This window comes from Ochrobactrum sp. BTU2 (assembly GCF_024539785.1).
Classification (GTDB): domain Bacteria; phylum Pseudomonadota; class Alphaproteobacteria; order Rhizobiales; family Rhizobiaceae; genus Brucella; species Brucella anthropi.
Genome location: NZ_JAHWRG010000004.1, coordinates 560,210 through 585,240, shown reverse-complemented (window position 1 = coordinate 585,240; position 25,031 = coordinate 560,210). Strand labels below are relative to the sequence as shown.

The window sequence follows — 25,031 nt, the reverse complement described above, 5'->3', positions numbered from 1 at the left end:
GGAGTTCTCTACAATCTGGACGTTACCCGAGCCTGTCAGTGCGTAGCCGGGAGCACCGCCGCCGCCCATTCCGAAGGATTGTGGCGATGGGGCTGAACGCTATGCGAGAAAGCCGATAGTCTGGAAGCTAAAGGAACCAGATGCCGGGAGACTCAACGGCGTCAGACTGCCATCCGCTTCCTGCTCATAGAAGTGAAGCTCGTTCGTCCATACCTGCCATTTCGCCACCACCGGCTTTGTGTTCCCAAGCCCCTCAACATGGACTGGCACAGGCAGGTCCAGGCCCATCACATTCGGGTAAGGCATGACAGGTGCAACCATGGCCCCAACTCCGGTATGCCCAGACCACACCAGGAAGCCACAAAGGAATGTCGTTTCGCCACTGCGCATGCCCCACAGGGAGTTACGGCTATAGGTGCCTTCGCCGGGAGTATCAGAGCCTGCGACCCGCAGATTCCCCCAATAGCCTGTGCGGAACGTGCTCATCCGACCGTTGCCGTCCGGCCCCACGGTCTCGAACGTTTCCGCGAAATCGCCGGAGCCGAAGTTGATGCCGCGCCCCTTGATAAACAGCGCCTTCGTGTAAGGGTCGTCGTCAAAGGCAGAGTGAGCCGCAACGCCTCCGGACTGCAGGGCGACACTGGCGATCTTTGAAAGCGTCTCGTAACCAAGGGAGGACATATGAACGTCCTGCAGCTCACCTTCGCCGTCAGGCATCCAGTATTTCGGCTCTGAAAGCGTGGCGGAAGGGATGAAGACTGCTCCACCACCAAGCCTCGCAACAAGCGTCCGCAGGGTCCGGTTAAGGCTGGAATAAGTCTGCCACTCAACGCGGGGTGCATCCATTATGCCGAAGATAGCCGTTCGCGTTGCGCGCCAATCGAACCACGCATTGGTGTCGAGGGCTTCCATGAAGCGGAGGTAGTTCTCAATGTAAAGGTTCACGAGGCTAGGCTCAGAATCATCCTCCCCCTGCCACCAGAAAAAGTAGTCGAACGGCTTCTCGACGCCGATCTGCGCGAGGGCTGCCTGCACGTTCGCCACCAACGTATCCCGAGCGGCAATAGGCGTGTTGTCCGACCAAGCGCTCAAAGATGTGCCGCCGAAAGAGACATTGACGACGTAAACGTCCCGGCCAGGGTTCTCCTTCGCGATATTATTGGCGAGACACATCGCAACACTGACTTCGGTAGCCGCAGGCTTACGGAACGCGGTCCCGACTTCGCCATCCCATCCTGCAAAGTTCCAATAATGAAGGTTGCTGGCGTAATCGATGTTGTTGGCCGTCTCGTTGTAGACGTAAGCCATGTTCGACTGACCAGAAGCGAGGATCAGAATTGGTTCCTTATTCACTGGCGAACCGCCTCCGCTTGAAGAAGCGAAGCCGATATGCGGATTCTCAGTGTTGACAGAGATCGCCATAACAAAACCTCAATAGCTCATGACCACAGCTTCGACAGGAGAAGCTGTCGAACGTATGTAAACTTTGCTGCCTGCCGGGATGTCGCTCGCTGAGAACGTCTGCGTTCCGGTGATAATGAGACCAGATGCTTCCGCAGCAGGCGCATCCTCTGAAATACAGATCATGAGACGGCCCTGGGTGCGAAGCTGAACGGCAACACTCGCCGCGTCGTCTACCGCGAGTGTCCACTCGCCGGTTGCGTTGATTGTTTCGGTTTTCGACATGGCAACCACCTGCTCTCATCTTTGATAAGGGAATCACTTTTAACGAGATTATATACTTTTAAAGTGATTCACGCTGGAACTGAGAAACTGCGCTCAACGCCGATGTGTCGGCTGCACCTCTTCTGAGAAGAAGACGGTGTTCACGATAGAAGGGACTGCGATCCGCACCTCGGGCTTGAGGATCACGTAAGCGTTCGCCTTCGAGACCTTCGCACCCGAAGGCGGCTTCAGGACCACCAGTCCGTTAAGCTTTGAAACATCGGAGGTCATACCGTTACTCCGATGCCGAACTGCAGGGCGGTCCCATTAATGTTCGCTGGCTGCCAAGGTGCGTCCGTAGCCGGGTTTAACGGCCACAAAGAGCGGTAATTAGCCCACCCGACACCCAAGGCTTCAGGGGTATCCGCGTAATTCTGACCGCCGAGACGGACGAAATTGCTGATAGTCGCCGTCAAGTCTGAAAGCGCATAACTGCTCAAACTGACGCCCACGATCTCGAAGCCAGCCGGTACGTTCCACGACGCGGGCTTGAAACTCGACCGTGCACTTTGGTCAGCACTGATCTTGGTGTCGTTGTTGAGCGTTGTTTCGTTGATGTCCGCGAACGTTCCAGAGAACTCGGAGAGATCACCGGCAGCAGCCGGGGCCAGCGTCTTCAATTTCCATCCAATGGTCGGCTCATCTGCGACGATAACCTGCGAATAGAGCCATCCCCATGACGTATAATTCGAACTCGGCGAAAGCCTGAAGTTGGTCATCGTGTACGTCTGGACAATTGCGAAAGTTTCGCGATGCAGGAGTTCGCCGGCCGAGTAGAACTCCACAGTAACACTCAACCCGTCGATTTTCGCATGAAGATCGTAGTCGCTAGGTTTTTTAATTTTAGGGAATGTGAAAGTGCTGCCCTTGATGTAGGTGCCAGTCCCATCATCGACCTCGAAATTAGCGTCCGAGCCAACCAACGATGCTTGAAGTGTGATGCGAGCCCTGTTGAGTTCGGCTGACCAGAACCCACACATAGGGTAGATAGTGGTGCCGCTTTCCGTACCGATGACCGCACAAAAATGCAGCCAAGCTTCGGTCGCGTTGAAAGGCGTCTTTGCTTCCAGGCGAGTCGTCGCGCGTATCGCTACACGAGAATAGGCGGTTTCCATGTAGCCCGAATGGTTGGCGTAACTACTCTGAGCGCCCCCAATGAAGTTGAAGTCGATGTCTTCGGCGCCGACAAAAAGAATGCCCATGGATCGTCACCTCACAAAGACAGTTTCAGAGAGATAGCAACATCAGCAAGAGCCGCATCGGCTGTCGCTGGTGCTGAAATGCTAAGCAGGTCGCCCGCGATGAAGGCGACACCCGATGCTACGGTGAAAGTGCCGTCAGTGGCGTTCGCAGCAAAGTCGACCGTTCCGACGGACGTGCCATTTTTCAGAAGCGCGAAGGACTTGGCGGCAGATGGCGCTGTCCCGGCCTTTGCCACGCTACCCGCTGCTCCGACCGAGAGCGATGCGTCAAACAGCATAGGGTAGTCCAAGAGCTTCTGACTGACGCCGAAGGTGCCGGGCACGTACACACTGACAGCGGCAGAGGTCGCCCCACCACCACTCGTCACTTCGGACCAATCGCCGTCCTTCCGACCATAGGTTTTGCCGTCCGATGGGGCGTCAGGAATACCCTCGTTATCGGTATCATCCACCCACGCCGATCCGTCGAAGTGTGCGAATGACGAAGTGTCAGCCAGCCACGCGCGCCAGCCAGCCTTCGGTATCAGGTACACCCACGCACCGTTGTCGCGGATCGCAATCTTGTTCGCATCGGCGCCGCTCGGCACAATATAAATCTGCCCGTCGGCCGGCGACGCAGGGAGGGCTGTAACCTTTGAGAGCACACCCATCTGTGTGACGGCTGAGAGCATGCGCAGATTACCGTCCATCCCCGTGTCCCATCCGTCAGAACCGGGGAGCCAGAAGCCGGTCAAACCGAGTCCTGGAAGTTGCCGTTCAGCCATTTCAGCCTCCATAATTCATGCCATAGGCGAGGCCGTAACCACCTTCGGCGACCTGAACCTTGATTTCGTGACCTTGCAGGGATTCGAGTCCCTCGCGCTTCGACGTGACGCGGACGATGCCGACAGACTTGCCCCCGAACGACCCCTTTGGCAGATCGAAGTTGGTGCCCGCGATTCCGTCATGCGTGGTGATGACGTTACCTACGACATCGAGGACGGATACAGTCGTCGTCTGTCCGCTCTCCGGGTTGACCGTCGCTTCGTCCCACCGCAGCACGACGGCATCTTCCATCTCGCGATTGCGGTTCGACCAGGTGACGGTGATGGCGGTAGCTTCGACTGCATCGACGAGGCCATTGGCAATCCCGTTGATTTTAACATTCGCGGGACGGCTCGGCAGCCAAGGGCGCTCTGTCAGTGTCGCTTCGAGCGTCGGTGCGTCCTCGACAGACAACATGCCCTTCGACGTGATGGTCAGAAGACGGTACTCAACTGCCTGCCCTCCGACGCGGATTTCGGCATCGGCGATAATGCTCTCGCCGTCGACGAACCAGATCGGGGTGCCCGCAGCCCATTCCTTCGGCGTGGTATCGAGGACACCGCGATTGATTGTCAGGACGTTGCCGCTGATGTTCGTGACGACGACAAGTTCCATGTCTTCGTCGGTTGTACCGAGGACTCCGAACGAGCCGACGGTGACGCCCAATCCCTGAGAGAGATCGTTGATCGCGACGGTGCTGGTCGATGCGAACGGCAGAGCGTTGTCGATATGTCCCCGAGACGTGATCGCGAGTTGCGCGCCAGCCTGCCATTCAATTTCCCCGGCCGGATTGGCAGCTTCATATGCGAGGAGGAACTCCTTCGTGTCGCTACCAGGCTGCGCACCGAGAACAGCCGAGACGACCTGCGGGTAACTGCCGGTCGTGGTGTCATCGGCGAGGTTGCGGACCCAGAAATACGGCATCGTCATCGCCAGCGACCAAACCATAGGGGTAGGCGTTTCTGATGGGTCAATCCATTCAGAAGATGGCGGCGTCACGTAATGCGCCTGCGGCAGAGAGAACACGTCTTCGACGAGTTGAACCCGGATCGCAGAGTCGCTCGTTTTGCCGTAGTCGACATTGCCGACGCGCATGACGACTTCTTCCATGCCATGCTCAGGCCATGTGACCTTCACGACGCTGCCGGGAACGGTCTCCCACGCATCGCGATTGACGATGGCTTCGCAACTGGCGAGAGGGGACGAGGCTACACGCAGATCACGCGCAGCAACCATCATTGCTGTATCGGCGTTGCGGATGCCCTTGTAGTCTTTCGGGCTGCTGACAACGCCACCCTGCATCGCAATGTTGCCGAGATCCTGAATGGTGACGGTTTCGGTCTCCTCGCTCTCAGGGTTAGTCCATGAGACGACGATTTCGTTGGTCGTCTCACCCCATAGTTTGCGGGCGAAGTTCGAAAGCTTGGCGTTGTCAGGGTTGATGACGAAAAGGTCTGCTTCGTTGTAATCTGCCCGGATCAATTTTAAAGTAATCAGTCCGTCACGCGGGTTGACGAAAAGCACACCTTCGATGTGGTTGATGACATTCGTGATGAAGTTCTCGATGGTCTCTTGCTGCGTCCAAAGCAACGACATTCCGAGGCCCTCGTTGAACAAGGTCTGCGCGGAGTCGAGGAACGACTGGATGTTGATGGCCTGCGGTGAGCCGCCCATCCCCCAATCGGTGTTCGTCAGGCATTCGTAGATGATGTGCGCGCCGTTGGCGTCGTCTCCGATCATCGCCGTCGCAGTGTCGAGGCCGCGCGGACGACGTTTTACTGTCACCCACGTCCCTGGAAGATAAGGGGTGTTCGCTCGCCAATAGAAGCCGCCGTTGCCCGCGCCCCCGCCGCCGAACATACGGATGACCTCACCCAATGGCGTCTGCGGCAACTCGCCGTTGTCATAACCGAGGGCTTGTCCGTTGTGGAAGAAGATAGACGAGAGACCGCGATATGCGGGGCATGTGTCACTCGTGAGACCAAGTTTCGCTGCCAGTATCTCGGGGAAGGACTGCAAGGAGTCGCCGGAAAGATAGGTCGCTGTACCCTGAGCGCCACCTTCCTTTTTCAGTCCGCCGAAAAGCTCACTCTTGTTGATCGCGATATCGACCGAGTTCGTAACGCTACCCGTCCACGCATCTTTTTTGTCGATCTGGATACGGCTGATCTCATCGACGGGGCCAATACATAAGCCGTAGTGAATCGACATATAGTATTGAGTGACCTCCATTTTGGGCGATTTAGAACCCACGGCGTTTCCTCGTCAGTTCGACGGCGCGCAAGCCGAGGGCGTCGCCCATCTCGATCAGCGTCGAGGCTGCGATGCCGTTCTTCAGGAAATGTTTGAAATCGAGGTCGTGATCGAGGAACCAACGTCGGACACCAGAAGCGCACATGCCGCACTTCCGCAAGTCCTCCATGCTGATGATGAAGTCGTCGCTCATGCTTTGATCTTCTTCTTCGCGTAACGTTTCTCACCGAACCACAGGACGTTCAGGCCTTTGATGGTCATCTTCCCGAACGGTACAGGCATGGGCTTCCCGGCTTCCGCAGTCGGGTCGTCCATGTCCTGAATTTCAGGGGATGCCTGCTTCGGCTTCGGCATGATGAGGTACGAAACCACCATCAATGCCAATGCGATGATCAGGCCGAGAAAGAATCCCATCAATCACCTTAGAATCACTTTGAAAGTTATTATACACGCAATCAATAGAACTGATTGCTGAGACCGATAGGGTTCTTGGTGGGGATCGCGAAGCAGCCGCCGAAGTTCTTGATGTTGTTATGCAGGAAGTGGCAGTCCGTCTTCTCGTCAAGGCCGATGCCGTTCGAGTTCTTCCACAGGCCATGATTGCAACCAAGAATGACGCGGATCGGGGAACCAGCTTTCAGATCGCGAGTAGTGCCGGAAACAATAAGATGCCGACCATCGCCTACCTGCAGGATCGTGCGGATTTCGGTGTCTCCGCCATTGTTCTCCCATTCCACCATGCCATTGACGTACTTTGTGGCTCGCTCAGGCGTAACCCATCCGTCTGGTAGAACGATGGTTGTGCCGCTGACAGACTCCACGGTCGCACTCATTGTTGCTGCGGCCTTCGACGCCTGACATCGCTCGCCATAGAGAGCATGTGGGCAAGAGTATTGATAATGGCGTCGCAGCCCAATGCGCTTGAGCGATGTCGACACCGGCTCGCACGACAGCACAAGTTCGTGCGTGTCACGCTTCGCACTGACCACTCGGCCGGCGAACGCGACGAGAAACTGAGCATCGGGATCGCTCAGGTGCCCCTGATAGATCGTGATATTGACGACCTGCGAGGGCGGATAGACGCGGAAGTGTTCCGCGAGCGGGATGTTCAGCGTAGCTCGCACTTCAAGTTGAGACTTGTCGAGTGTGCCGCTGGCTGTGATTTTGCCGCGAGTGATCGCAATCGGCGTGTATTCGATCCCGCCGTTGATGATCTTTTTCTCAGCATCAGTGTAGGCATAGAAGGAGTTCGGCGCCGATCCATAGCGCACGAGGAAAAGGTTCGTTGGACGGCCCTTGTAACGGGTCTTCTCGATTCCACCAAAGCTCATGGTCTATCCTTCCGCATCGTTATATTCGAGCGTCTTCATATTAAGCGCGAACTGCGCCGCCTCGTCGGTGACGTACTGGATCGTCATGCTGTCCGACGCGAGACGCCACAGCGGCATCCAGCAAATCTGACGAATGTTGTATTGGCTGAGTTCGATGGGCCACGGCTCCGTGACCTGAATGATGCTGTCATTCCCATCGGCATCGTCGACCTGATAGATACTCTGCACATGGCGCAGCAGGTACGAACCGTCATCGAGAAAAACGATGAGATCGCGATAGACGGTGCCGTTCACGTAGTCGTCGGAGGTGCCAGACCCCTCGATGCGCAGGTTTGCCGTGCTGGCGGGCGAGGGCACCTTGATCACAAGGTCTTCCGTGAAGGTCGGCATAAAGAACTCGCCCACCTGACCGTTCTGGCGACGGAAGAAATCCGAGTATTCCTTCACATCCCCGACATCGACACCGAGATACTCGGCCTTGTGGAGCCGGTCGTTGAAGAGGATCGGCAGGAAGTTGTCGATGCGACCGATGCCATAATCCACCTGCTCGATGGCGGCGGCGAACTCAGGCGAGACGGACGAACCCCAATTCGGTCGCTTCAGGAATACTTCCCGACCCAGATGCATCACGGCAGGCTCAGCCGGATCGGTCCAATCTTCGACGCCGGGATCGGCATTGAAGGTGAGCGCGACGGTCGCGGTACGGTTCGTGTGCTGCGTAGCCTGAATACTCGTGGCGAGACGACCGGACGACGCCGAGAACAGACGCGATCCCGCGATCCAGTCGCCCTCGATCGAGGACGAGAATGACACCACGTTACCGCTGACGCCTTCGACTGTACGCAGAAGTGCTCGCTGGCGGTCCATCAGGCAGATCAGGCTACCCTGTTTCAGCCAATCTGGAACAGTCTCGACCGAGACACTGCTGAAACCATTGTATGCCGGATCGGCGAGGCGAGCGGTGCGGCTGAACTCAGGGACGATGGTGCTGCGCTGCTGCCAGACAGACATGTGTCGGATGAAGCGGCGGAAGCGATCTTCGTGGACGAGAGAGTTGAACGAGAACGACTTGCGTGGCGTCTGACGCAAAGCTCGGCGCTGTTCCTTGCCGGAGTCCGAGGTGATGATCTCGCTGCGGTATTCGAGTGTGACCTCGAAGCCGTTGTCCCAATTTGGCGGGAACTCCCAGAGGCGCGAGCGGATGCCGACGGTACGGAGCTTGACAGTTTCGACAGGAAGGAACTGAAATGTGAACTCATCATCGATGGATGGCTGCCCATTTGCGTCCACCCAAACGTCGAAAAATGCACCCCCGAGCGCATGGAATGTCGTCGGGGTCTTGAGGCCCGACAGAGAGATAGTCGTATCATCTGGCATCGTGATCTGGTTAAGCGTCGTGGGACGAAGATGCGCGTTCCAGACATACACCTGTTTAGAGGTCGTGGCCGTTATAGGTCCGAAGTCCAATGACGTAGGCACGAACCAGACGCGCTCATAATAGTCCTCGAAGTACGACCGCATCCGTGCGCCAATATAATTGCGCGGCAGAAAGTTTACCGGCTGTTCGACGTAGAACGCGCCATAGTCCGCAACTTGTGCATGCAGAACACCATGCTCGCCGACGACGAGGCCGAGTGTCGGCTTGATGGTGTTCTGTGCGACAGGGAACAGATTTGCCGGGAAGGGGAGCGCACCGGGAACAGTGACCATTAATCCCCCCTATATGCGTAGCCGAGATAGTAGCTGCTTTCGCTGACCGGATAACGGTAAGTGTTCGTAGGCCCGCGCGTGTATAGGTCGTTAGTCTTGCGATGGGCTGCGAAAACATACCACGTCTCACCACCGACTTCCGCCACACTCTGGGCTTCCAACTCCTCGATGTTGATCATACGGACGCCGGTCGGGCATCCGATGGGGATGAAACGAGCGTCACCCGTCACCGGCTGAGAAACGAGAAGGTTGATTGGGGTCAGAACACTCGCGCCAGCGAGCGCGTTCTTCCCCTTCGCGACGTAGAGGTCGTTGAACGAGTCTCCGAAGCCGCCGAGAGCGTCAGTGCCGTCGAAGGCTACCCCCCAATTCTCAGATCCAGTGATTGTCGCAGAGCGACGGAAGTGCCGCCATTTATTAGCGTTGTCAGCATGTTCCACATGGACCCCACCCGAAGCGTCCTGAGTCCAAACATTGTTGTATCGCCTGAATAGATAATGGCAGCCGGAATAGGAGGCACCGCCGTCATCGTACCATAAACGAGTGTCGTAGACGGTTTGACCAACATTGCCGTTCGAGGAGGCAATTACCTCCCCGCCAGTGTAATTCCCGATCTTCTCCATGAAGCCGAAATAGAGATGGCGATAGAGATTGTAGCCATATTCAACGACGATGGCGATGTATGGCTCAGGATCGAGGCGGCTGATCAGGAACAATTTCGTAGGCGTCTGCGTCACACCTACGTTCGGGGCGGCGGCTGTCGAAAAGATTGGCGAACGCAGAACAGCCGACTTGGTATTGTAGGGAGGGGTCACGCACGTCCAGCGCAGACTATGGTTGAGACCGTCGATGTCCGCAGTCAGTGTGAACGCAAGGCCGCCCGGCCCGGCACCCTCGTAGTTCGGATGGCGAAGCGTGTTCGTGTCAGTTACGTTCCATCCGAGGCTTGAGGCAAATGCGGAGACGATAGCCGGGATGTCCGTGATCGCGTTGATTGAATATTCCTGATAAGCCATCGTTCACTCCAAACGCAGGGCGCAATAGTCCTTCGTCGTGGTGCGGTAGACATTTTGCACGACGAGATGGTCTATCGAGTCAATTTCAATGATATTTTCGGAGGCATTGCCGACGCCGGGGACCGCATAAAGACCGTCGAGAACGCCGAAGTTCTGAATGCTGGGGGCGCTCTGAATGAGCGTGAAAGGCAACAGCGCAAAACCGCCACCGTAATTCTGTGTGATGCGGGAGCGGATGTCATCCCAACCGTAGCGGTCGCCGCTATAGGCGTAGTTGTTGTAAAGTTTCCATCGATTGGTTCCGTCCGCGTCGCCCTGATTGACCATTCGAGGAGCAATGTTGATTCGAGCGGTCGTATCAACACCGGCTACATTCAGCCACTCTCCGGTTGGCGACAGCATCCATGCGTTAGTATAGGTGTTGGCGTCCCCGTACGTGTTGTAAGGGCCGTAAGGGAAAATGGCGTGGAGGTTCGACTGTGTGCGCCAACTCGTAACAGGTGTTGCGCTGCTACCTGAATAATTGTTCGATGAGCCGCCGATGAACATCGGATACGGATATGCGAGCGGGTTCGCGTAGGGCAGGAAAAACCCGGCATAGGCCATCTGATAGACCGTGCTCATGTTCACTACGACGATGAAGCGACGACCGCTGGCGACGAACCAGTATTTCATCGGCGATCCATCGAGCCAGATGCGCACTTCCGGCGACATGTTAATATGGGTGTTCCAGGACGTGGAGTCGGGCAGGTAGCCCGTCATGCCTCTGATGCGGATATTCTTTGTGTCGGTGTCTGCGGTGTCAGTGCGAGCCAGACCGACGTAGATGCTGTCCGTCGCGGACGCACCCGGTCCTTTCAGAACGACGCGGGGTTGGCCGCTTTCCGTGTAGGTCTTGACGACCTGCCATGCTTCCTGATCGGCGACGAGTTGGGGGTTCGTCGTCAGGAAGGCGATGAGCTTGTCCCATAGATCGATACTGTTTGAAGCTGTGCCCGATTGAAAAGCCATATCCTTATCCCATTGCAGCCTTGAACGCGGCGGGGTTTGCCCGCACGAAATTCAGGATGGTTTCTTCGCCGATGGCGCTATGCATCGCTTCCGATAGGAAGCTGGCGGCATCGAACATATTGACGATTTTGGTGCGACCAGACGCCCCGTCGGAGCCTCCCTTGCCAAGGTTCTTAGAATGGCGAGCATCCTGTTCAGTGAGCACTTCCTCGCCCACTTCGAGGATCGCCGGAACTTCATTCGGCTTGAGACCGGCAATACCGCCAGTGTGATAACGGGTAGCGCCAGCAAACCAGCCGGGAGCGACGGTTCGAGAGCCGCTGACAGATTGACCGACGATGCCGCCCGTATGGGCAACGATGGACATGATGCCACCTGTCAGAGCGCGACTGATTGACTGCAAGGCGTTGAACATGATCTGCTTGAGGATCATCTTCGCGATTTCCATCAAGAAGTTCGCCGCGAACTGACGAAATGCAGTACCGAGGGCCTTGAGAGCATCCTCGCCATTGGCGACAGCCTGTGCGAAGGAGTCGAACGCACTGATGATGCCGCTTTCGAGGTTGGAGAAGATGGCCGACTGCATTTCGCCGGCTGTCATCGCCATCTTCCGCATGCCGTCACCGGCTGCGGTAATTTTCCCCTTCATCGCTTCAAGCTTGCCGATGGTCGCGTCAGCAGTAGCGCCACCGAGCGCCTGATGCATGGCGATGGCTTTGTCGATGGCTTCCTGCAGCTTAGTGTTTACGCCAGCAAGCTCAGCGTTGACCTCTTTGACTTTCTCAGTATTACCTTGATCCTGGTAGGACTTGCGCGTGGCGAGGAGTGCGTTTCGCTGCTGTTCCAGCAGGTTAACTTCCTTCATCGCCTCTTTAATCTGTTTGTTTTCTTCCTTCTCAGCTTTTTTGAGTTGCTGTTTGTCCCAAAGTGCGCCCGTCTGTTCGCGGATAATCTTGAGTTCTTCCTCAGAGACCTTGGGGTTCTTTGCCTTTTCGTCGTGGATGGCCTTCTCTATGGCCGCTTCGCGCTCCTTGCCGACGTTCTTTAGATCCTGCTGAGTGATCTCGAATTTCAAGTCTTCGATACGCTGCTTCGTGCCTTCCGCCGCTTTCTTCTCGGCTTCGGCCCGTTTCTCGGCGTTGCGGAGGGCCTTGTCGGTGTCCTCGCCCGAAGCGAACATCGCGGCCTCGGCCTGACGACGCTTAAAGTTCGGCTTTCCCTGTTCGGGGTTATCGTCTTTGAGCCTGTCGATTGCTGCGGCGATTTCCTTGGTGGAGCCGCCAGCGCGGATAACCTTAGCAACTCGCTCTGGGAGAGAACCGTAGTTGTACGCCAGCGAGGTCAAAACGGCCTGCTGCTTCTCCGAGAGTTCGTTGAACTTGTCGACGCCGATGGACCGCTTAATGCCTTCCTGAAAAGCCTTGATCCGGGTCACGAGGTCTTTCATCGCATTGACGCGAGAGGTGGTGTTACCCTTAACAACCTTCTGGATGGAGCCGTCGTCCAGCGTCACCGTGTCCGAGCCGTAGCCGATCCGATAATGGTTGACGTCCCATTTGGCCGTCGGGGTATATCCTTCCTTTTCGACGATCAACTTGACAGCTTCTTCGAGCTTCTTCTCAACACCTGTCATGTCGATGTTGATCTGAGCTTGATCGATAAGACGCTGCTGATCCTGCGTGTACGGGCCGAAGCCGAGGCCCTTCACAAAGTCGTCGAGTTTCGCTTGATCCTTGAGACGCTTCATCTCATCCGCGAGTTCGGGGATTAGACCCTTGATGCCGTCAAGGGACTCCTTGTACTTATCAGCGGCTTCCGATCCTGCTTCGAGGGCCTTGGCGTTGTCCTTCGCAGCCTCCGTCATTGCGTCGAGCGGCCCAGGTATATCGGAGATTGTGCCCGCGAGGCCGTCTAGCGTCTGGCGCTTCTTGTCGGCGGCGTCCTGAGCCTGACCAAGAGCAGTCGTTTCTTCTTCGAGTTTCCTCGCGATATCGATAAGGCCCTGAACGAACGTTCTGGCTCCGGTGTCGTCGAGACCCTTATAGATGCGCTCAAGTTCTTCGCGATATTTCTTCGCGTCGATCTTGCCGTCAGCCAATTTGACACGAAGCTCTTCGAGTTCGCTGGTGACACTGCTCCACCCACCAAACCAAGACTTGATACTAGGCGCAATGGTGCCAACGAGTTCGGATTTCGTTTTGTTGACGACTTCCTGCAGTCGGCTGACGTTCGCGTCGAGCTTGTCGAGCGGCATGTCGGCGAGGGCCTTCGCCCAGGCTCCGGCGCCACCCTTCACTTCCTCGTACTTGCCGACGATCTCGTTCATCAGCCGCTTGTGTTCTTCAAGCGCGCTCGTCGCAGTGTTAACTTCACCGGCCCATTTTGAGATGTAGTCCGTGGCGAAGTATGTGCCGACGGCAATGGCGATACCGGCAGGGCCACCCAGAGCGGCAAGCAGACCGCGTGCAGCAACCGCAGCAGCGGTCAGCCCGCCGCGCAATACGGCGAGTCCGGCGCTCCACGCGGTCGACATAGCAGATGCAGCCGCCATACGAGCTTCGGACAGACTGGTCGTCGTCGCGTAAATTTTCGTCGCAGCCTCGGCGAGTTTGGTCTTGGCTGTCGCGAGATCGAGGTTCTTTATGTATGAGACGAGACCCGTACCGCTTCCGAGGAGTGCGAAGAACCGGCTGGAACTACCGAGCGCGACATTCTGTGCGGTCGCCAATCCCTTTGTCTCGGTGCTCAGTGTAGCCATATTGCGAGAAGCCGCCACTGCGCTATTCGCGATACCTGCGAGCCACGAGGCAGCCTTCATCGTCACGAGGATACGAACGACGCCAAGCACGAGGTCCATGTTGTCAAACAGAACGTGCAGAACATCGACGAGTCTGCCTGCGGCGGCACCAAGCGACAGGAAGAACTGGACACCTTCTTCGCTCTGGAACCACTTGTTCATATCGATGAGCAGGTCGGTGAAGCTTTTGATGAAACCACCGTTGGCGAACGCCATCTGCGCTTTGAACAGATTATTGCTGAAAAGGCCGATCTGCGTCGTCGTGGAGCGCAGGGCTTCCGCCAACTGAGGGCCGAACCGCTTGTCGAGTTCATCCGCAAACTTGAGGAAGGTGTCCTGATTGGCGATGACCTCGCCCTTTTTCATCATGTCGTCGAGTTCGGCGGTCGTAACCCCGATGGCGTCGGCCATGATGTTGAAGGCGCCCGGAAGCTGGTCGCCAAGCTGGCGGCGCAATTCTTCCGACTGGATTTTGCCCTTCGAGATCATCTGCTGCAGGGCGAGGAAGATCAGCGACATTTGCTCCATGGAGAGCTTGTTGACGCGACCCGCTTCTGCGACCTTCAGGAAGATTTTGCGTGTGGCTTCCGATTCAAAATTGGCAGCCTTAGCCGCGACAGCGAACTTGGAATATTCACTCGACAGAACGTCGAAGCCGATACCGAGGCGACCGGCCTGCCGTTCGAGCCAGCCGAGTTCGTTTCGGATGGCTCCGGCATCCTGATTGAAGACTGCACCAAGTCGGTTCTGCGCGGCTTCCATCTTCTGGTAGGCCGTGATGACGCTACCGATGTTCCCAATGGTCCCGTAGAGACCGGCATACGCGGTCGCCAGTGACAGGATTTCGCCCCGGAGACGCTGGAATACCGACATCGCCTGTCGCGACTCACGGGCAGCACCACCGAAGAGACCGCCAGAACGGCTGCTCTGCTGCATGCTTTTCATAGCAGCAGCCGCTTCGTGGAACTCCTTTTCCGCAAGGTTCGCCGCACTCGCAAGGTTGCGCAATTGCTGCGCCTCGGCGGCGGTGGACGAGCCTGACGCTGAGACCTGAGACTGGAACCGCTGCACTTCTGCGCGAAGAAGCTCATAGCGCTTACGGGCTGCTTCGACGGCATCAGCCTGCTTGCGCATAGACGCCGCCTGCTCGGCGTTCGCGAACGTACCCGATCCAGTGGAGTAGCGCTTGACGGCAGCATCGAGGGCTTCGGTGCGCTGACGAGCAGCTTCCAGATCCTGACCGATCTGTTTCAGCGGTGCGGTGCTGGCGGCAAACTCGGCAAATGTCGATTTGGCGGTGCCCTGCAATGCGTGGAGCGCGCTCTGGTTTGACTTATATTCGGCCTTCGCCGCCGCAGCGGCGGCAGCCACCTGTTTAAAGGCCGCAACCTGTGCTTGCGTAGGCTGAGCGACGCCGCGCATTTCGGTAGCAAGACGTTTAGCTTCGTCTTGCAACGTCCGCCACGTCTGCTCTGTCTTGTCCATCTCAGCGCGCTGATCACGGAAAGCGCTCGCCATCTTCGGATCGACAAAGGAACCGCCGCCAGTCGAATAGCGCTGCATGGCAGCCATCGTCTTGCCGAGGCGTTCGGCCTGCGGGACGAGGGAAGCAAGGGATGCGGCGAGATCGTTCTGTTTCGTGGAGACGTTGCCGAGGGCGGCGGCGGCACCATTGACGGTGGTGCGAAGCTGCGCGAACTCCTGCTCGCCCTTTGCGAGGTTGGTGATCTGCCTATCAAGAGCAACCTTCGAGTCCGAGGCTGCGTTGGCAAGCTGGTTCTGATTCTTCGTGGACTCGCGAATCTGCTTGTCGAGAGCGGATGCTTCCGCCTTCGTCTGCTTATACGCTCCGTTCAGTTTGTTGTAGGCTTCAACATTGCTGTTGACTGCGGCCTGCGCCGCATCGAGGGTTGCCTTGGCAGACGCGACTCCAGCGTCACGGCCAGCCGTACCAGCTTTGACCTTGAGCGCGTCGTTGTACGCCTTGCGGGCCTGTGTGAGTTCTTTCTGTGCCTCTGCATTTTTCAGCGTAGCCTTGCGCGCAGCTTCCATTTCGGTCCGCTGCTGCTTCTGCTTCTCATTGAGAGCGTTAGCTTGCTGTTCAAGGGCTTTGGTGGATTCGGCGGCGTCACTCGCGGCCTTCGAAAGTTCGTTGAACTTGGCTTCTGCGCCGCTCACACCTTGCTTGAGATTATTGACAGCAGTGCCCGCGCGGTCGAGGTAGCCCGCAACTTTGTCGAGGGCGCTAAGGGCCGTCACCTGCGAATTGAGCTTCTGGAACTCCTGTCCCAGACGGCCAATCAGGTCGTCCGTTTTCGACGCGGACGACCCGACTTTCTTCTGCGACTTTTCGAGATCGTTGAGGGCGCTACTGACGGATTCAATGGTGCGGGTCGCTTCGTTCTTCGCCCGAATAATGAGTTTTACGTCGCGATCTGCCATACCCGAATCTCACTTATAGAGTGATGCATTAACTTTAAAAGTGATGACCCACTCAGTCGCTTCCCGTCAGTTCCTTGATCTTCTTGTCGAATGCCTTGCCGCCCTTTTTCGAGAAGAGTGACGAGGCCGCCAACTGAACCAGAATTGCCCTTGTCGCTTCCTCGCGGTTTACGCGCTCAACGACAAACTCTGATTCCACGAACACCTTCCCGAATGGATAGCGAGATGCGCGAAGGTGTCCGTGCGCAATCAAAAGGCTTACTTGCCTGCGGACCCCAATGAGCCAATCTTCGATTGATTCAGGTCGATCATCAGATCGGTGGTTCCGCTCATGACGCGGATGACGGCCTCGATGAATTTTTTTGGGCCGCCCTCTGCGTCGAAGGTCAAGGTTGCGATCTTCTCAAGGGCATCAAGCTGAGCGTTGAGCGGGAGCTTCGCAGCTTTCGCAATCATCGCTGGCTCATCGGCTGCGCATGCAATGATCTCGGCGACCAGCATCGGAGCAGCTTCGAGGAGCGTCATGCCAACGTCAGCGCTGAATGCCGCAGGGAGACCCCCTTTAGCTGGATCGGCGTTGTACTTGGCGAAGAAGGCCCGGATTTCAGGACCACGATGTCGGAGCAGCAGGGTCAAGTCGTCCAGGCAGATACCGCGAACCGAGAAGGACTTTCCTTTCGGAAGAGCAACCTCTTCGGTCGCGGTATCAAAATCAGCGAGTGCCATAGTGTTCTCCTGTTATGGCGATGGTGTCGGAGCAAGCCCGACGGTTAGGCCGTGTAAGGACGACCGTCGATGTAGATGGCTTCCTGCGGTGAGTTCTTGAGGATCTCGATGCTGAACGGAATCTGCTGCCACTCGTCGCCCTTGAGATTGTAGTCGCCGTTCGGGGAGAGCTTCACATACGGCATGTACCAGTCGAAGTTCGTACCGACAGGGTTGTACGCGATGTAGCGCAGAGCACCGGAGACGGCTTCCGCACCGGAGATAATGCGCTCACGGGTGCCGGTCTTCGTGGTGTAACTGACACGGATGTTGGTGCCCGCAGCGATACCGCCGCCCTTGACGATTTCGAGGCGAGCGAGATCGTAGTTGATCACGTAGTCGGTGCCCTTGACGTAGGTGGCAGGGGTGCCAGCATCGTCAGTGACGGTAAAGTCCTGATCGGCGTCAATGAGACGAGCGCCTGCCGGATTGCTCGCGGTCATGCCAAGCTGGTAGGTGAGGCCGGGGATAACGCCGTTATGGGCTTCATCAGTGACCGCGCCACCAGCAATTGTCAGAGCAGACGTACTGCCGAGGAAGAAGAGGGCGATGTTTTCAGCCGACACGTTGTCCGTGACCAGAGAACCGGAGCGGTTCGTCTGAGTGGTGATCGACTCATCCTTTTCGTTGACGCCGTGGTCAGAGTCGAAGTGGTCGAGCGTTTCGGACTCGATAGTGGCGTTGAACTCAGGCGAGTTGCCGATGTAACGCTCACCTTCTGGGATGCGGGTTCCGGGCTTGAAACGGGAGAACCAAAGCTCACCACGGCCAAGAGTAAGGTTATTCGCCATTTCGATAATCTCCTTAAAAGTAATAGAATCACTTTAAAGGTGATAATACACGAAAGCGGACGATCACTCGTAAGGTTTGTCCAGCTTTTCCGCGAGTCTGAGCGTGAGCGTGAGCCAGAAAAACGCCTTGTCGGACACCTCGTCAGGCGGACGCACTGATCCCTGACCGATCTGCATCTCTAATACCCGCCCACCCATACCGAACATGTCGGGCTGCCGGTCGTTTCTGCGGAGCTTCTCTGTCGCCAGCACGGCCTTCACTTCGGCCATGAGATGGTGAGCGGGATCACTCGGGTTTTTGAAGTCGTCTTTCACGAAGCCCTGAATAAGAAGCTCCCAATTACCACTCGAATTGGGGTTAGCGCCTCGGCTCAGGATAACATCAAGGGGGATCGGGGCTTCGAGGATGGAGATCATCGGGAGAGGGTCTCGCGGCCCATAACGCATCCGACCACGGAAGACGCTATTTGCCATATTGTGCTGGAAGCCATTGTCGAGCGTGATAGTTTCGAGGGTGTCGCATAGCGCCTTGAGGACGCGAAGGCGGAATGGTTCGGTGCTCATAGCCGTAAATCCAAAAGTCGAGAGAACTCAGATTCGAGGAATCGCTCTGCATCAGGCGTCACATCTTTGCGGACGCTCTTGAACGCCTGGTCGACCGAAGGCCCGTAGAGCAACCAAAGGCCATCTGCGACACGGACTGGCTTGTATGCTGCGTCCGGTCGTGTGCCCTTCTTCGTGCGGATAGCGAGACCGAGATTGTTCTTCGTATCGATATCTGAGCCGGAGCGAAGCGCCATTAGGAATGCTTTGGGCAACTCAATGCTGCGGCCCTTCTTCACGGAAACGGTGACACCTGTCTTGCCAGCCGCCCCGTTTGTCACGAACCGGGCGAGCGAGGTTGCCCTTCGCCGGCCGGTGATGATCGCTTCGAGGGAGTTGCTATTTGCGCGCTGCGTTACGGTGAGCCTGCCGCTGGACGGCTTCAGGTAGGACGCGGGGAAGTTAAGCTGGCGGCGGATTTCTTCTGCCGAGTCTGTACGCGCTCTGTCAGCCGTACCGTTGATGGCGCGATACGCCGCTTGCGTGATACGAGGATCAAGCTGTTTGTCGAGATCGACCAGATCGCTGAGACCCTCTACGAACAGCGCATATTCAAGCATCAGGCACCTTCGGGTAGCGGAAAGCCAGCGGTTTCTTCTGGACGGAGCCGCGAAACGGTGGCGGTAACGGTGATGTCGTCGGGTTCAAGCGGAGTGTCGACCCTGTAGGCAACTCCCGGTTCGAGGGAGATGACGGCGTTCCGAGCGGGGTTGACTTCCGACAATAGGAAAATGACGCGCGGGGTGATGGACTCCATCTCCGCATAGTTGAAGTTCGTGCCCTTTAGGTCGCCAAGAGCCATCCACTTCTCATGCGGACGAACCGTGATCTGGATAGCGGCATCCGGCTCATCCTCCATGAAATACATAGCAGGACTACTCATGTCCTCGTGGAGGGTGCGCCGGGCGTCGCGCATCTGCTCGCGAAACACTCCCATCAGAACTGCTTCTTATAACGGGGCGTGCGGCGGGAAGTTCGCTCAGGCTGATCGCCGACGATCTCCGGTTCCGAGATTTCGCTCGATACCGGAGAAGCGATAGAGACACGCTTGACGGCACCTGCTCGGATGAGTTCCGCTTCCAGATCGACGCCGATGTGGATATCAGCAGGGATGTCTTTCCCCGACTTAACGAGTCTGCGGTCGTCCTGTGGTCCAAGCTCGATCTCGTGGATCGCTACGAGTTTGCTATCCGTCATGTGTGTCTCCTTACGGATCAGGCGAGGTCGTCGTCCTTGGCGGGCGTCTTGTCGCCACCATTGGAACTACCGTCGTCCTTAGCGGGCGTCTTGACCGGAGCGGCAGCTTTCTTCTCAGAGGACGCTGCTGCCTTCTTCGGCGCCGGAGTCTTCTTCGGCGCCGGAGTCTTCTTCGGCGCGGTCGTTTCCTCGATGGACGGTCGATAGGTGTCGTTGGCCTTGGCTTCGGCGACTTCGCCGATGGTGGCCTTACGGGCGTAACCTTTCTTTTCCCACTTCGGGAACTCGTCGGGATCGAAGTCCGCCAAGACGGTCCCTGCTGTTGCCGTGGCCTTTACGCCAGCGGAGGTGAGGTATTTCAGTGTCACGAGCGCATAAGCGTTCATTGTCGTTCTCCCGTTAAAGGTGATTGGTCCCTGCAAAAAGTGATTCTGCAGGGACGATGAAATTGAACCGATTACTGATCCAGAACGGTCGCCTTGAAGGTGCGGTTCGGGAAGCGAGGGATCGGGAGCGGAGCCGACTGTGTGAGCAGGTTAAGCTGAGAAGGATTATCCTGCTCGTACTGCTTCTGGAAGATGTCGGTCGGGGCGCCCGATCCGTTCCCGATAGCCTTCAGGTCGTAGATAGCGCCGAACGCCATCACGCCATCAACACCGGGGGCCGACAGGAACACGTCGTTCGGATCAAGCATTTCGTGGACGTTGCCGTCCGCGTCATACTGCTGATCCGAATAAGCGAACACGTCGATGGAGCCGCCGTTGCCGCCGAGACGACCGAGATAGGTCGGCACGTTCTGATCTTCATTGTAGAACTGAAGACCACGGGTGAACTGCGTACCTTCACCGCCACGGATCTGCGTGTCGAGTTTATCGACGATCGAGGCGTTGTTGGCGAAGTACGGGGCGACGTTAGCGCCGACGATCATCTGCGTGAGATTGCCGCCGAACTTCGACTTGCGCGCCGTGTCGATATAACCCTGCACTTCGGCAAAGATATCGAGCGACGGGTCGGACCAGTCAGCACCTGCGCCATAAGCGACGGTGTGGGCGGGGTTACGACCGAAGTCGATGATCACCGACGGATAAGGCATACCCTGATCGGCGTGGTATTTGATCTCGACGCGACCGTCGATGGTCGAGCGAGCGCAGAGCCAATCCCAGGTGCGCTCAACAGCAGTGAGGTGCTCCTTGCTGACTTCGGCGGTACGAGCGTCGAAGCGAGCGTCCATGCTGAGCATTTCGCCGGTCAGGATTTCCATCGGAGTGACGGTCGTCGCTTCTTCCGGGCGAACAGCATCGAGGAGTTTGATGTAACCAGGCGTGAAGGATTCGAGACTTGCGCCGCGTTCCGTCATGATCGGCTTGCCCAGGCTGCTCGGCAGAGCGAACGGTGCCATGATGCGATGGCCACCGATCTCGCCGAAGTGAATCTCCTTGTTACGGGAGAAGTGACGGCCCTTGTAGTAAGTATTCCGCCAGTAGCTGGTAGCGCCTTCCAGCTTCATATCCTTGCGGATACCGATCAGGTCGCGCTGCGTCCAGAGTTCCAAACTCATTAGAGTCTTCCTTGTCGATTCAGTGTTGCGTCAGAACCGGAATGCTACGCCCCTTATGGGGTGTAGCTCTTCGGCGTACCGATACGGATCTGCGTGGGAGACGGCGCTCCCTCGAATGCCATCAGCTTGTCGCCGTCGGTGGCATAGGAGGCATCCCAGACGAGGCGCTTGTGATTGAAGTGGCCTGCGCGATAGATGCCAGTGCCGACGAGAGGTGCTGCGCCGGTCGTCACCGCAATCGGCAGCACGCCGATGGCCTCAACAGTGCCCTTGACAGCAGGAACGATTTCCATGTTGGCGTTGAAGCCGACGACGGTGTTCGCCTTGAGCGTCTGGTTGGCGGCGATGACGTATTCGAACGTCAAAGCAGCGGGATGCATGCTCAGAAAGAGCGCGCCGAGAGGAGCAGCGATGGTGTCCTTCCACTGAGAAGGAATGCCGACAGTGTGCTCCTGATTTGGAATTTCGATAGCCATTGAACTACCCTTTTCAAGAGTTGAGGGAGGATGGAGGGCGGCGGTTAAGCCGCCTTTCCCATCCAGCCCATCATGCGAGCGGTACGCTGCGCACGGGTTTCTTCGGAGCCACCTTTGCTGCCATCGGCGCCGACTTCGGGATTGCCGGATTCCTTCATGGCCTTGCTGAAATCAGCACCCTGTTCGGCTGCCGTCTTCTTGCCTTCCTGTTCGGACGGCTGTTCGGCGGATGCCTGTGGGGCTTCTTCCGGCAGCTTGGCGATGAAAGCCGTGGCCGCTTCGACGCTCATGTCGGTGTCGAGGGCAGCCGCAAATGCGGCGGCAGGACGCTTCTTGCCAGCTTCGGAATCGAGGATGGCCGAGATGCGCTGACGCTCCTCGATTGCACCTTCCTTCTTGCCCTGAGCAATGCCTTCGCTGCGAGCGGTTTCGATGGCGGCCTGATCGACCGCCGCAGGGGTTTTGTCACCCATCTGCTCTTCTCCTTCACGGTTAGAAAGATCGGCCACGAATGCGGCCATGGCGTCATCAAGCGGACCAACTTCATCAGCCAGGCCGATAGACATTGCCTCGGAGGCTGAATAGGTGAGCGCTTCGGTCCCCCGAACCACGTCCTCATCCAGCCCACGGTTTCGCGCCACTGTGGCGACGAACACTCCACCAAGCTCGTCAATGCGAGCTTGAATACGGGCCTTCACCTCGGGCTTGAGAGCCTCATAGGGATTCCCATCAACTTTATGCTTGCCGAAATGGATGAAGGTTATCTTGTAACCGTTCTCCTTCATCATCTCGCTCACATCGAAATGCGCGGTGACGACGCCGATGGACCCGACGCCGCCTGTGCGAGACATGACGAGCTTGTCCGCGACCGAGGCGATGGAATATGCCGCCGAGTAGGCGAACTCACTCGCGAAGGCTCGGACTGGCTTCTGTCCGCGCATGGCGAACATCCGGTCCACCATGTCAAAGTTGCCAGCGACATCGCCGCCCGGAGAATGGATCAGGAAGGCGATACCACGCACTTCCGGGTCGTTCTGACCACGCTGGAAAGCGCGCCAGATGTAATCGTAGCCGGTGGCCCATGAGCCGATCTGCCATGCGAAGTCGTGCAGCAGAACACCCTTGACCGGGATGGTCAGGATGCCGTTGCGAACGCTGTAGGGACGATACGCTGCGCGCCAGTTGTCGGGCGCGGGCCAGAAGTTATCGTCGTTGTCGTTGGATGAGCGTTCCGTCATCAGCTTCGAGAAGTCTTCCATCTTCGAGAGCGCCGAGAGGCAGCCTTCGAAGGTGTGCTGACCTTCAGGTGCTACGAGAGCAGGGGAGTCCTTGAAACGAGCGAGGAGTGTCTCAAGCATCGGCGTTATCCTCCGAGCCGTCGTCTTTTTCGTCTTTGGCCTCTTTCTCACGAGGGGCGCCGGTTGTGGCGTTCATCGTGTTATCGTCTTCCATGAAAACGAGGCCGCGTTCTTTCGCGAGGGCTTCTTCGCGCTCAAGCTGAGCGAACACCTTGCGCCAGTCCTTGCCGAGGCGAGCGAGTTCGTCTTCACGGGTCGAGAGGCCGTATTTCAGGCGCAGCACGGCAGCCTGCGTTTCCTTCAATTCGTCGATCTGGCCGCGCGATGCGCCGATCCATTCGCAAGCGCCATAAGCTTCGCGATTGAGACCTTCCCAGAAACTCGGCGCCCGGCGAGGCATGGAGGTGATCTCACCCTTCGCGAATGCCTCTTCGAGCCAGAGCCAATAGATGGCGGTTGCAAGGCGGTCGGCGGTCATCCGCTTGCTCGCCTGCATTGTCTTGTGCGTCTCGTTCATCGCCGCACGCGCGGACGAGTAGTTCGTCCGACTGTAGTCCTTCGAAAGCTGTTCGTAGGACACACCGAGCATCGCGGCGATGTAGCGGAGGAGCGACTGTTCGAACTCGGTTCCGAGAGGGCCACCCTGACCGGCAGGGCGAAGCTGCAATTTCGTGCCCGGCATCAGATGCGGGATTTTCACCCCGTCGATGCTCAGGTTCTTCGCGTTCGACATGTACTCGGCGATGGTGTCCATGTAGCCGCCAGCGAACGAGCGCACAGCCTTTGCTACCGTACCCGCATCCAACTGACCGCCACCGAGCATCTGGAAGACGGCTTCGCTCGGCAGGTCGGACTCAATCGACGCTGCATATGTCGCGTTGACGACCGCGTTTTGCAGAACAACATCACGGAAGCGCTTGGTGATGCGCGTCTCTTTCAACGCAGATACCATTCGCGAGACGCCACGGCTCTGATCCGGGCGGAACTGCTCGAAGATGTGTATGACCTGCTGACGACCCCATGGCTTGCGCGCGGCGACGCGCTTCCATTGGTAGGAGTCGGGGTTCATGAAATCCGTCGGATGAGCCTTGCGGATATGATAAGCGAGCGGCTGACCATACCTGTTGCGCTCAACGCCACCTCGGACGCGATCTGTCCCGCGCAGGTGAGGCGGCGTCGAAAGACGATCCGTGTCGATCATCTGCATTGCGGTGTTGAACGGTCGACCGTCCTCGATCCACTCTGCTGTCGTGAGAATTTCCCCGGTGATGCCGGATAGGCCGACGCCGAGGCGAACGAACGCGGTGAAATTGTTGATGCCGGAAGCATCGACATAATTGTTCTGGCTCTCGGCCCAGAGCGTGAATTTCGCTTCGACCTCTTCCTGAAACTCTTCCTCCCAGACCTCATCGAGACCGAGCACCTTCGTGTTCGGCTTTGAGTTGAGGAGGAACATCGAGCCGACGATGTTGTCCTTGCGGATTTCCGAACCGGCAGCGGCATACGCATCGTTTCGCGCCGTATCGCGGACTCGAGCATCAATGATCGGCTTATCATGCAAAAGATCAGAGTCGGCTGAACGGATGGATGGCGACCACAGAGCGACTTCCTTGTCGAAGCGGCTGGCGGCGTCATAAGCTCCACCCACCATGGCGCGTTCATTTCCCCCGCCAGCGACGGGCAGGAGAACATCCCCCGTCGCTGGCGAGGTCGCCTGACCGAGATCAAGCAATTCCATCATTTCAGGATCGTCGGCGAGGAAGCTCATGGAAACCAAACCCCCATCGGCCCGACGGTGGTGAGGAGTCCGAGTTGGCGCTTCAGGTCTTGGATGTACGCGGCGAGGCGATAGGCGTTGATCGCCGTATATTCGACACGTTCCGAGTTCTGATCCACGAGAACGCGCGCAGATTTGCCGGTCAGCAAGAGATGCTGAGCGCGCTCTGCTTCCGCCAATCTCTGTTCAAGTTCCGCCTTCGTTGCCAAACCGATTCTAACCTCCGAATTTGAGGCAAGCATATATCACTTTAAAGGTTAGTCATCACCTTAAAA

26 protein-coding genes are annotated in these 25,031 nt (G+C 57.4%); all 26 read right to left on the bottom strand.

Going from position 1 to position 25,031, the window contains the following annotated elements:
- Positions 1–99 precede the first annotated feature (99 nt).
- The 26 genes from KWJ32_RS15275 to KWJ32_RS15150 all read right to left on the bottom strand — a co-directional run bounded on the left by KWJ32_RS15275 (position 100) and on the right by KWJ32_RS15150 (position 24,965).
- Positions 100–1,353 (bottom strand): sialate O-acetylesterase, encoded by a 1,254-nt coding sequence (locus KWJ32_RS15275; protein WP_256886060.1) that lies wholly within the window; start codon positions 1,351–1,353, stop codon positions 100–102.
- Positions 1,354–1,431: 78 nt separating this feature from the next.
- A complete protein-coding gene (locus KWJ32_RS15270; protein ID WP_256886059.1) occupies positions 1,432–1,686 on the bottom strand; it encodes a hypothetical protein in 255 nt (84 codons plus the stop codon).
- Positions 1,687–1,779: 93 nt separating this feature from the next.
- Positions 1,780–1,956, bottom strand: coding sequence for a hypothetical protein (locus KWJ32_RS15265; RefSeq protein ID WP_256886058.1), 177 nt, complete (start codon positions 1,954–1,956; stop codon positions 1,780–1,782).
- The gene (locus KWJ32_RS15260; RefSeq protein ID WP_256886057.1) at positions 1,953–2,927 is read right to left on the bottom strand and encodes a hypothetical protein; all 975 of its coding nucleotides are present in this window, start codon (positions 2,925–2,927) and stop codon (positions 1,953–1,955) included. The genes KWJ32_RS15265 and KWJ32_RS15260 overlap by 4 nt, the downstream gene beginning before the upstream one ends.
- A gap of 11 nt (positions 2,928–2,938) precedes the next feature.
- The gene (locus KWJ32_RS15255; protein WP_256886056.1) at positions 2,939–3,691 is read right to left on the bottom strand and encodes a DUF2793 domain-containing protein; all 753 of its coding nucleotides are present in this window, start codon (positions 3,689–3,691) and stop codon (positions 2,939–2,941) included.
- Between the two features lies 1 nt (position 3,692).
- Complete coding sequence (locus KWJ32_RS15250) at positions 3,693–5,942, bottom strand: phage tail protein (protein ID WP_256886055.1); 2,250 nt, start codon at positions 5,940–5,942, stop codon at positions 3,693–3,695.
- A gap of 31 nt (positions 5,943–5,973) precedes the next feature.
- Positions 5,974–6,177, bottom strand: coding sequence for a hypothetical protein (locus KWJ32_RS15245; RefSeq protein ID WP_256886054.1), 204 nt, complete (start codon positions 6,175–6,177; stop codon positions 5,974–5,976).
- Positions 6,174–6,398: a hypothetical protein gene (locus tag KWJ32_RS15240; RefSeq protein WP_256886053.1), complete on the bottom strand. Its 225-nt coding sequence runs from the start codon at positions 6,396–6,398 to the stop codon at positions 6,174–6,176. The genes KWJ32_RS15245 and KWJ32_RS15240 overlap by 4 nt, the downstream gene beginning before the upstream one ends.
- Positions 6,399–6,439: 41 nt before the next feature.
- Positions 6,440–7,315 carry a DUF2163 domain-containing protein gene (locus tag KWJ32_RS15235; protein ID WP_256886052.1) on the bottom strand — a complete coding sequence of 292 codons (876 nt, stop codon included), beginning with the start codon at positions 7,313–7,315 and terminating at the stop codon, positions 6,440–6,442.
- A gap of 3 nt (positions 7,316–7,318) precedes the next feature.
- Positions 7,319–9,025 carry a hypothetical protein gene (locus KWJ32_RS15230; protein ID WP_256886051.1) on the bottom strand — a complete coding sequence of 569 codons (1,707 nt, stop codon included), beginning with the start codon at positions 9,023–9,025 and terminating at the stop codon, positions 7,319–7,321.
- Complete coding sequence (locus KWJ32_RS15225; protein WP_256886050.1) at positions 9,025–10,041, bottom strand: hypothetical protein; 1,017 nt, start codon at positions 10,039–10,041, stop codon at positions 9,025–9,027. The genes KWJ32_RS15230 and KWJ32_RS15225 overlap by 1 nt, the downstream gene beginning before the upstream one ends.
- Before the next feature lie 3 nt (positions 10,042–10,044).
- The gene (locus tag KWJ32_RS15220; RefSeq protein WP_256886049.1) at positions 10,045–11,052 is read right to left on the bottom strand and encodes a hypothetical protein; all 1,008 of its coding nucleotides are present in this window, start codon (positions 11,050–11,052) and stop codon (positions 10,045–10,047) included.
- 4 nt (positions 11,053–11,056) lie between these two features.
- Positions 11,057–16,291 carry a tape measure protein gene (locus KWJ32_RS15215; protein ID WP_256886048.1) on the bottom strand — a complete coding sequence of 1,745 codons (5,235 nt, stop codon included), beginning with the start codon at positions 16,289–16,291 and terminating at the stop codon, positions 11,057–11,059.
- A 52-nt stretch (positions 16,292–16,343) separates the two neighbouring features.
- On the bottom strand, positions 16,344–16,490 hold the full coding sequence (locus KWJ32_RS15210; protein WP_256886047.1) for a hypothetical protein: 147 nt from the start codon (positions 16,488–16,490) through the stop codon (positions 16,344–16,346).
- A gap of 59 nt (positions 16,491–16,549) precedes the next feature.
- A complete protein-coding gene (locus KWJ32_RS15205; protein WP_256886046.1) occupies positions 16,550–17,017 on the bottom strand; it encodes a hypothetical protein in 468 nt (155 codons plus the stop codon).
- Between the two features lie 44 nt (positions 17,018–17,061).
- On the bottom strand, positions 17,062–17,847 hold the full coding sequence (locus KWJ32_RS15200; RefSeq protein ID WP_256886045.1) for a hypothetical protein: 786 nt from the start codon (positions 17,845–17,847) through the stop codon (positions 17,062–17,064).
- 63 nt (positions 17,848–17,910) lie between these two features.
- Positions 17,911–18,411 (bottom strand): hypothetical protein, encoded by a 501-nt coding sequence (locus tag KWJ32_RS15195; RefSeq protein ID WP_256886044.1) that lies wholly within the window; start codon positions 18,409–18,411, stop codon positions 17,911–17,913.
- Entirely contained in the window at positions 18,408–19,010 is a 603-nt protein-coding gene (locus tag KWJ32_RS15190) for a phage tail protein (protein ID WP_256886043.1), read from the bottom strand. Before KWJ32_RS15190 ends, KWJ32_RS15195 begins: the two co-directional genes overlap by 4 nt.
- Positions 19,010–19,387, bottom strand: a complete 378-nt coding sequence (locus KWJ32_RS15185; RefSeq protein WP_256886042.1) for a hypothetical protein — start codon at positions 19,385–19,387, stop codon at positions 19,010–19,012. Before KWJ32_RS15185 ends, KWJ32_RS15190 begins: the two co-directional genes overlap by 1 nt.
- Complete coding sequence (locus KWJ32_RS15180; protein WP_256886041.1) at positions 19,387–19,647, bottom strand: hypothetical protein; 261 nt, start codon at positions 19,645–19,647, stop codon at positions 19,387–19,389. Before KWJ32_RS15180 ends, KWJ32_RS15185 begins: the two co-directional genes overlap by 1 nt.
- Positions 19,648–19,664: 17 nt before the next feature.
- Entirely contained in the window at positions 19,665–20,033 is a 369-nt protein-coding gene (locus tag KWJ32_RS15175) for a hypothetical protein (protein ID WP_256886040.1), read from the bottom strand.
- A gap of 71 nt (positions 20,034–20,104) precedes the next feature.
- Complete coding sequence (locus KWJ32_RS15170) at positions 20,105–21,205, bottom strand: major capsid protein (protein WP_256886039.1); 1,101 nt, start codon at positions 21,203–21,205, stop codon at positions 20,105–20,107.
- A gap of 53 nt (positions 21,206–21,258) precedes the next feature.
- A complete protein-coding gene (locus KWJ32_RS15165) occupies positions 21,259–21,681 on the bottom strand; it encodes a head decoration protein (protein ID WP_256886038.1) in 423 nt (140 codons plus the stop codon).
- Positions 21,682–21,725: 44 nt separating this feature from the next.
- A complete protein-coding gene (locus KWJ32_RS15160; RefSeq protein ID WP_256886037.1) occupies positions 21,726–23,039 on the bottom strand; it encodes a S49 family peptidase in 1,314 nt (437 codons plus the stop codon).
- Positions 23,032–24,747, bottom strand: a complete 1,716-nt coding sequence (locus tag KWJ32_RS15155) for a phage portal protein (protein WP_256886036.1) — start codon at positions 24,745–24,747, stop codon at positions 23,032–23,034. Before KWJ32_RS15155 ends, KWJ32_RS15160 begins: the two co-directional genes overlap by 8 nt.
- The gene (locus KWJ32_RS15150) at positions 24,744–24,965 is read right to left on the bottom strand and encodes a gpW family protein (RefSeq protein WP_256886035.1); all 222 of its coding nucleotides are present in this window, start codon (positions 24,963–24,965) and stop codon (positions 24,744–24,746) included. The genes KWJ32_RS15155 and KWJ32_RS15150 overlap by 4 nt, the downstream gene beginning before the upstream one ends.
- Between the last annotated feature and the right edge of the window lie 66 nt (positions 24,966–25,031).

Bases quoted from the DNA above. Each gene is read 5' to 3' on its own strand.
- KWJ32_RS15270 (WP_256886059.1), bottom strand. From the start codon at position 1,686: ATGTCGAAAACCGAAACAATCAACGCAACCGGCGAGTGGACACTCGCG.
- KWJ32_RS15265 (WP_256886058.1), bottom strand. From the start codon at position 1,956: ATGACCTCCGATGTTTCAAAGCTTAACGGACTGGTGGTCCTGAAGCCG.
- KWJ32_RS15260 (WP_256886057.1), bottom strand. From the start codon at position 2,927: ATGGGCATTCTTTTTGTCGGCGCCGAAGACATCGACTTCAACTTCATT.
- KWJ32_RS15255 (WP_256886056.1), bottom strand. From the start codon at position 3,691: ATGGCTGAACGGCAACTTCCAGGACTCGGTTTGACCGGCTTCTGGCTC.
- KWJ32_RS15250 (WP_256886055.1), bottom strand. From the start codon at position 5,942: ATGTCGATTCACTACGGCTTATGTATTGGCCCCGTCGATGAGATCAGC.
- KWJ32_RS15245 (WP_256886054.1), bottom strand. From the start codon at position 6,177: ATGAGCGACGACTTCATCATCAGCATGGAGGACTTGCGGAAGTGCGGC.
- KWJ32_RS15240 (WP_256886053.1), bottom strand. From the start codon at position 6,398: ATGGGATTCTTTCTCGGCCTGATCATCGCATTGGCATTGATGGTGGTT.
- KWJ32_RS15235 (WP_256886052.1), bottom strand. From the start codon at position 7,315: ATGAGCTTTGGTGGAATCGAGAAGACCCGTTACAAGGGCCGTCCAACG.
- KWJ32_RS15230 (WP_256886051.1), bottom strand. From the start codon at position 9,025: ATGGTCACTGTTCCCGGTGCGCTCCCCTTCCCGGCAAATCTGTTCCCT.
- KWJ32_RS15225 (WP_256886050.1), bottom strand. From the start codon at position 10,041: ATGGCTTATCAGGAATATTCAATCAACGCGATCACGGACATCCCGGCT.
- KWJ32_RS15220 (WP_256886049.1), bottom strand. From the start codon at position 11,052: ATGGCTTTTCAATCGGGCACAGCTTCAAACAGTATCGATCTATGGGAC.
- KWJ32_RS15215 (WP_256886048.1), bottom strand. From the start codon at position 16,291: ATGGCAGATCGCGACGTAAAACTCATTATTCGGGCGAAGAACGAAGCG.
- KWJ32_RS15205 (WP_256886046.1), bottom strand. From the start codon at position 17,017: ATGGCACTCGCTGATTTTGATACCGCGACCGAAGAGGTTGCTCTTCCG.
- KWJ32_RS15200 (WP_256886045.1), bottom strand. From the start codon at position 17,847: ATGGCGAATAACCTTACTCTTGGCCGTGGTGAGCTTTGGTTCTCCCGT.
- KWJ32_RS15195 (WP_256886044.1), bottom strand. From the start codon at position 18,411: ATGAGCACCGAACCATTCCGCCTTCGCGTCCTCAAGGCGCTATGCGAC.
- KWJ32_RS15190 (WP_256886043.1), bottom strand. From the start codon at position 19,010: ATGCTTGAATATGCGCTGTTCGTAGAGGGTCTCAGCGATCTGGTCGAT.
- KWJ32_RS15185 (WP_256886042.1), bottom strand. From the start codon at position 19,387: ATGGGAGTGTTTCGCGAGCAGATGCGCGACGCCCGGCGCACCCTCCAC.
- KWJ32_RS15180 (WP_256886041.1), bottom strand. From the start codon at position 19,647: ATGACGGATAGCAAACTCGTAGCGATCCACGAGATCGAGCTTGGACCA.
- KWJ32_RS15175 (WP_256886040.1), bottom strand. From the start codon at position 20,033: ATGAACGCTTATGCGCTCGTGACACTGAAATACCTCACCTCCGCTGGC.
- KWJ32_RS15170 (WP_256886039.1), bottom strand. From the start codon at position 21,205: ATGAGTTTGGAACTCTGGACGCAGCGCGACCTGATCGGTATCCGCAAG.
- KWJ32_RS15165 (WP_256886038.1), bottom strand. From the start codon at position 21,681: ATGGCTATCGAAATTCCAAATCAGGAGCACACTGTCGGCATTCCTTCT.
- KWJ32_RS15160 (WP_256886037.1), bottom strand. From the start codon at position 23,039: ATGCTTGAGACACTCCTCGCTCGTTTCAAGGACTCCCCTGCTCTCGTA.
- KWJ32_RS15155 (WP_256886036.1), bottom strand. From the start codon at position 24,747: ATGAGCTTCCTCGCCGACGATCCTGAAATGATGGAATTGCTTGATCTC.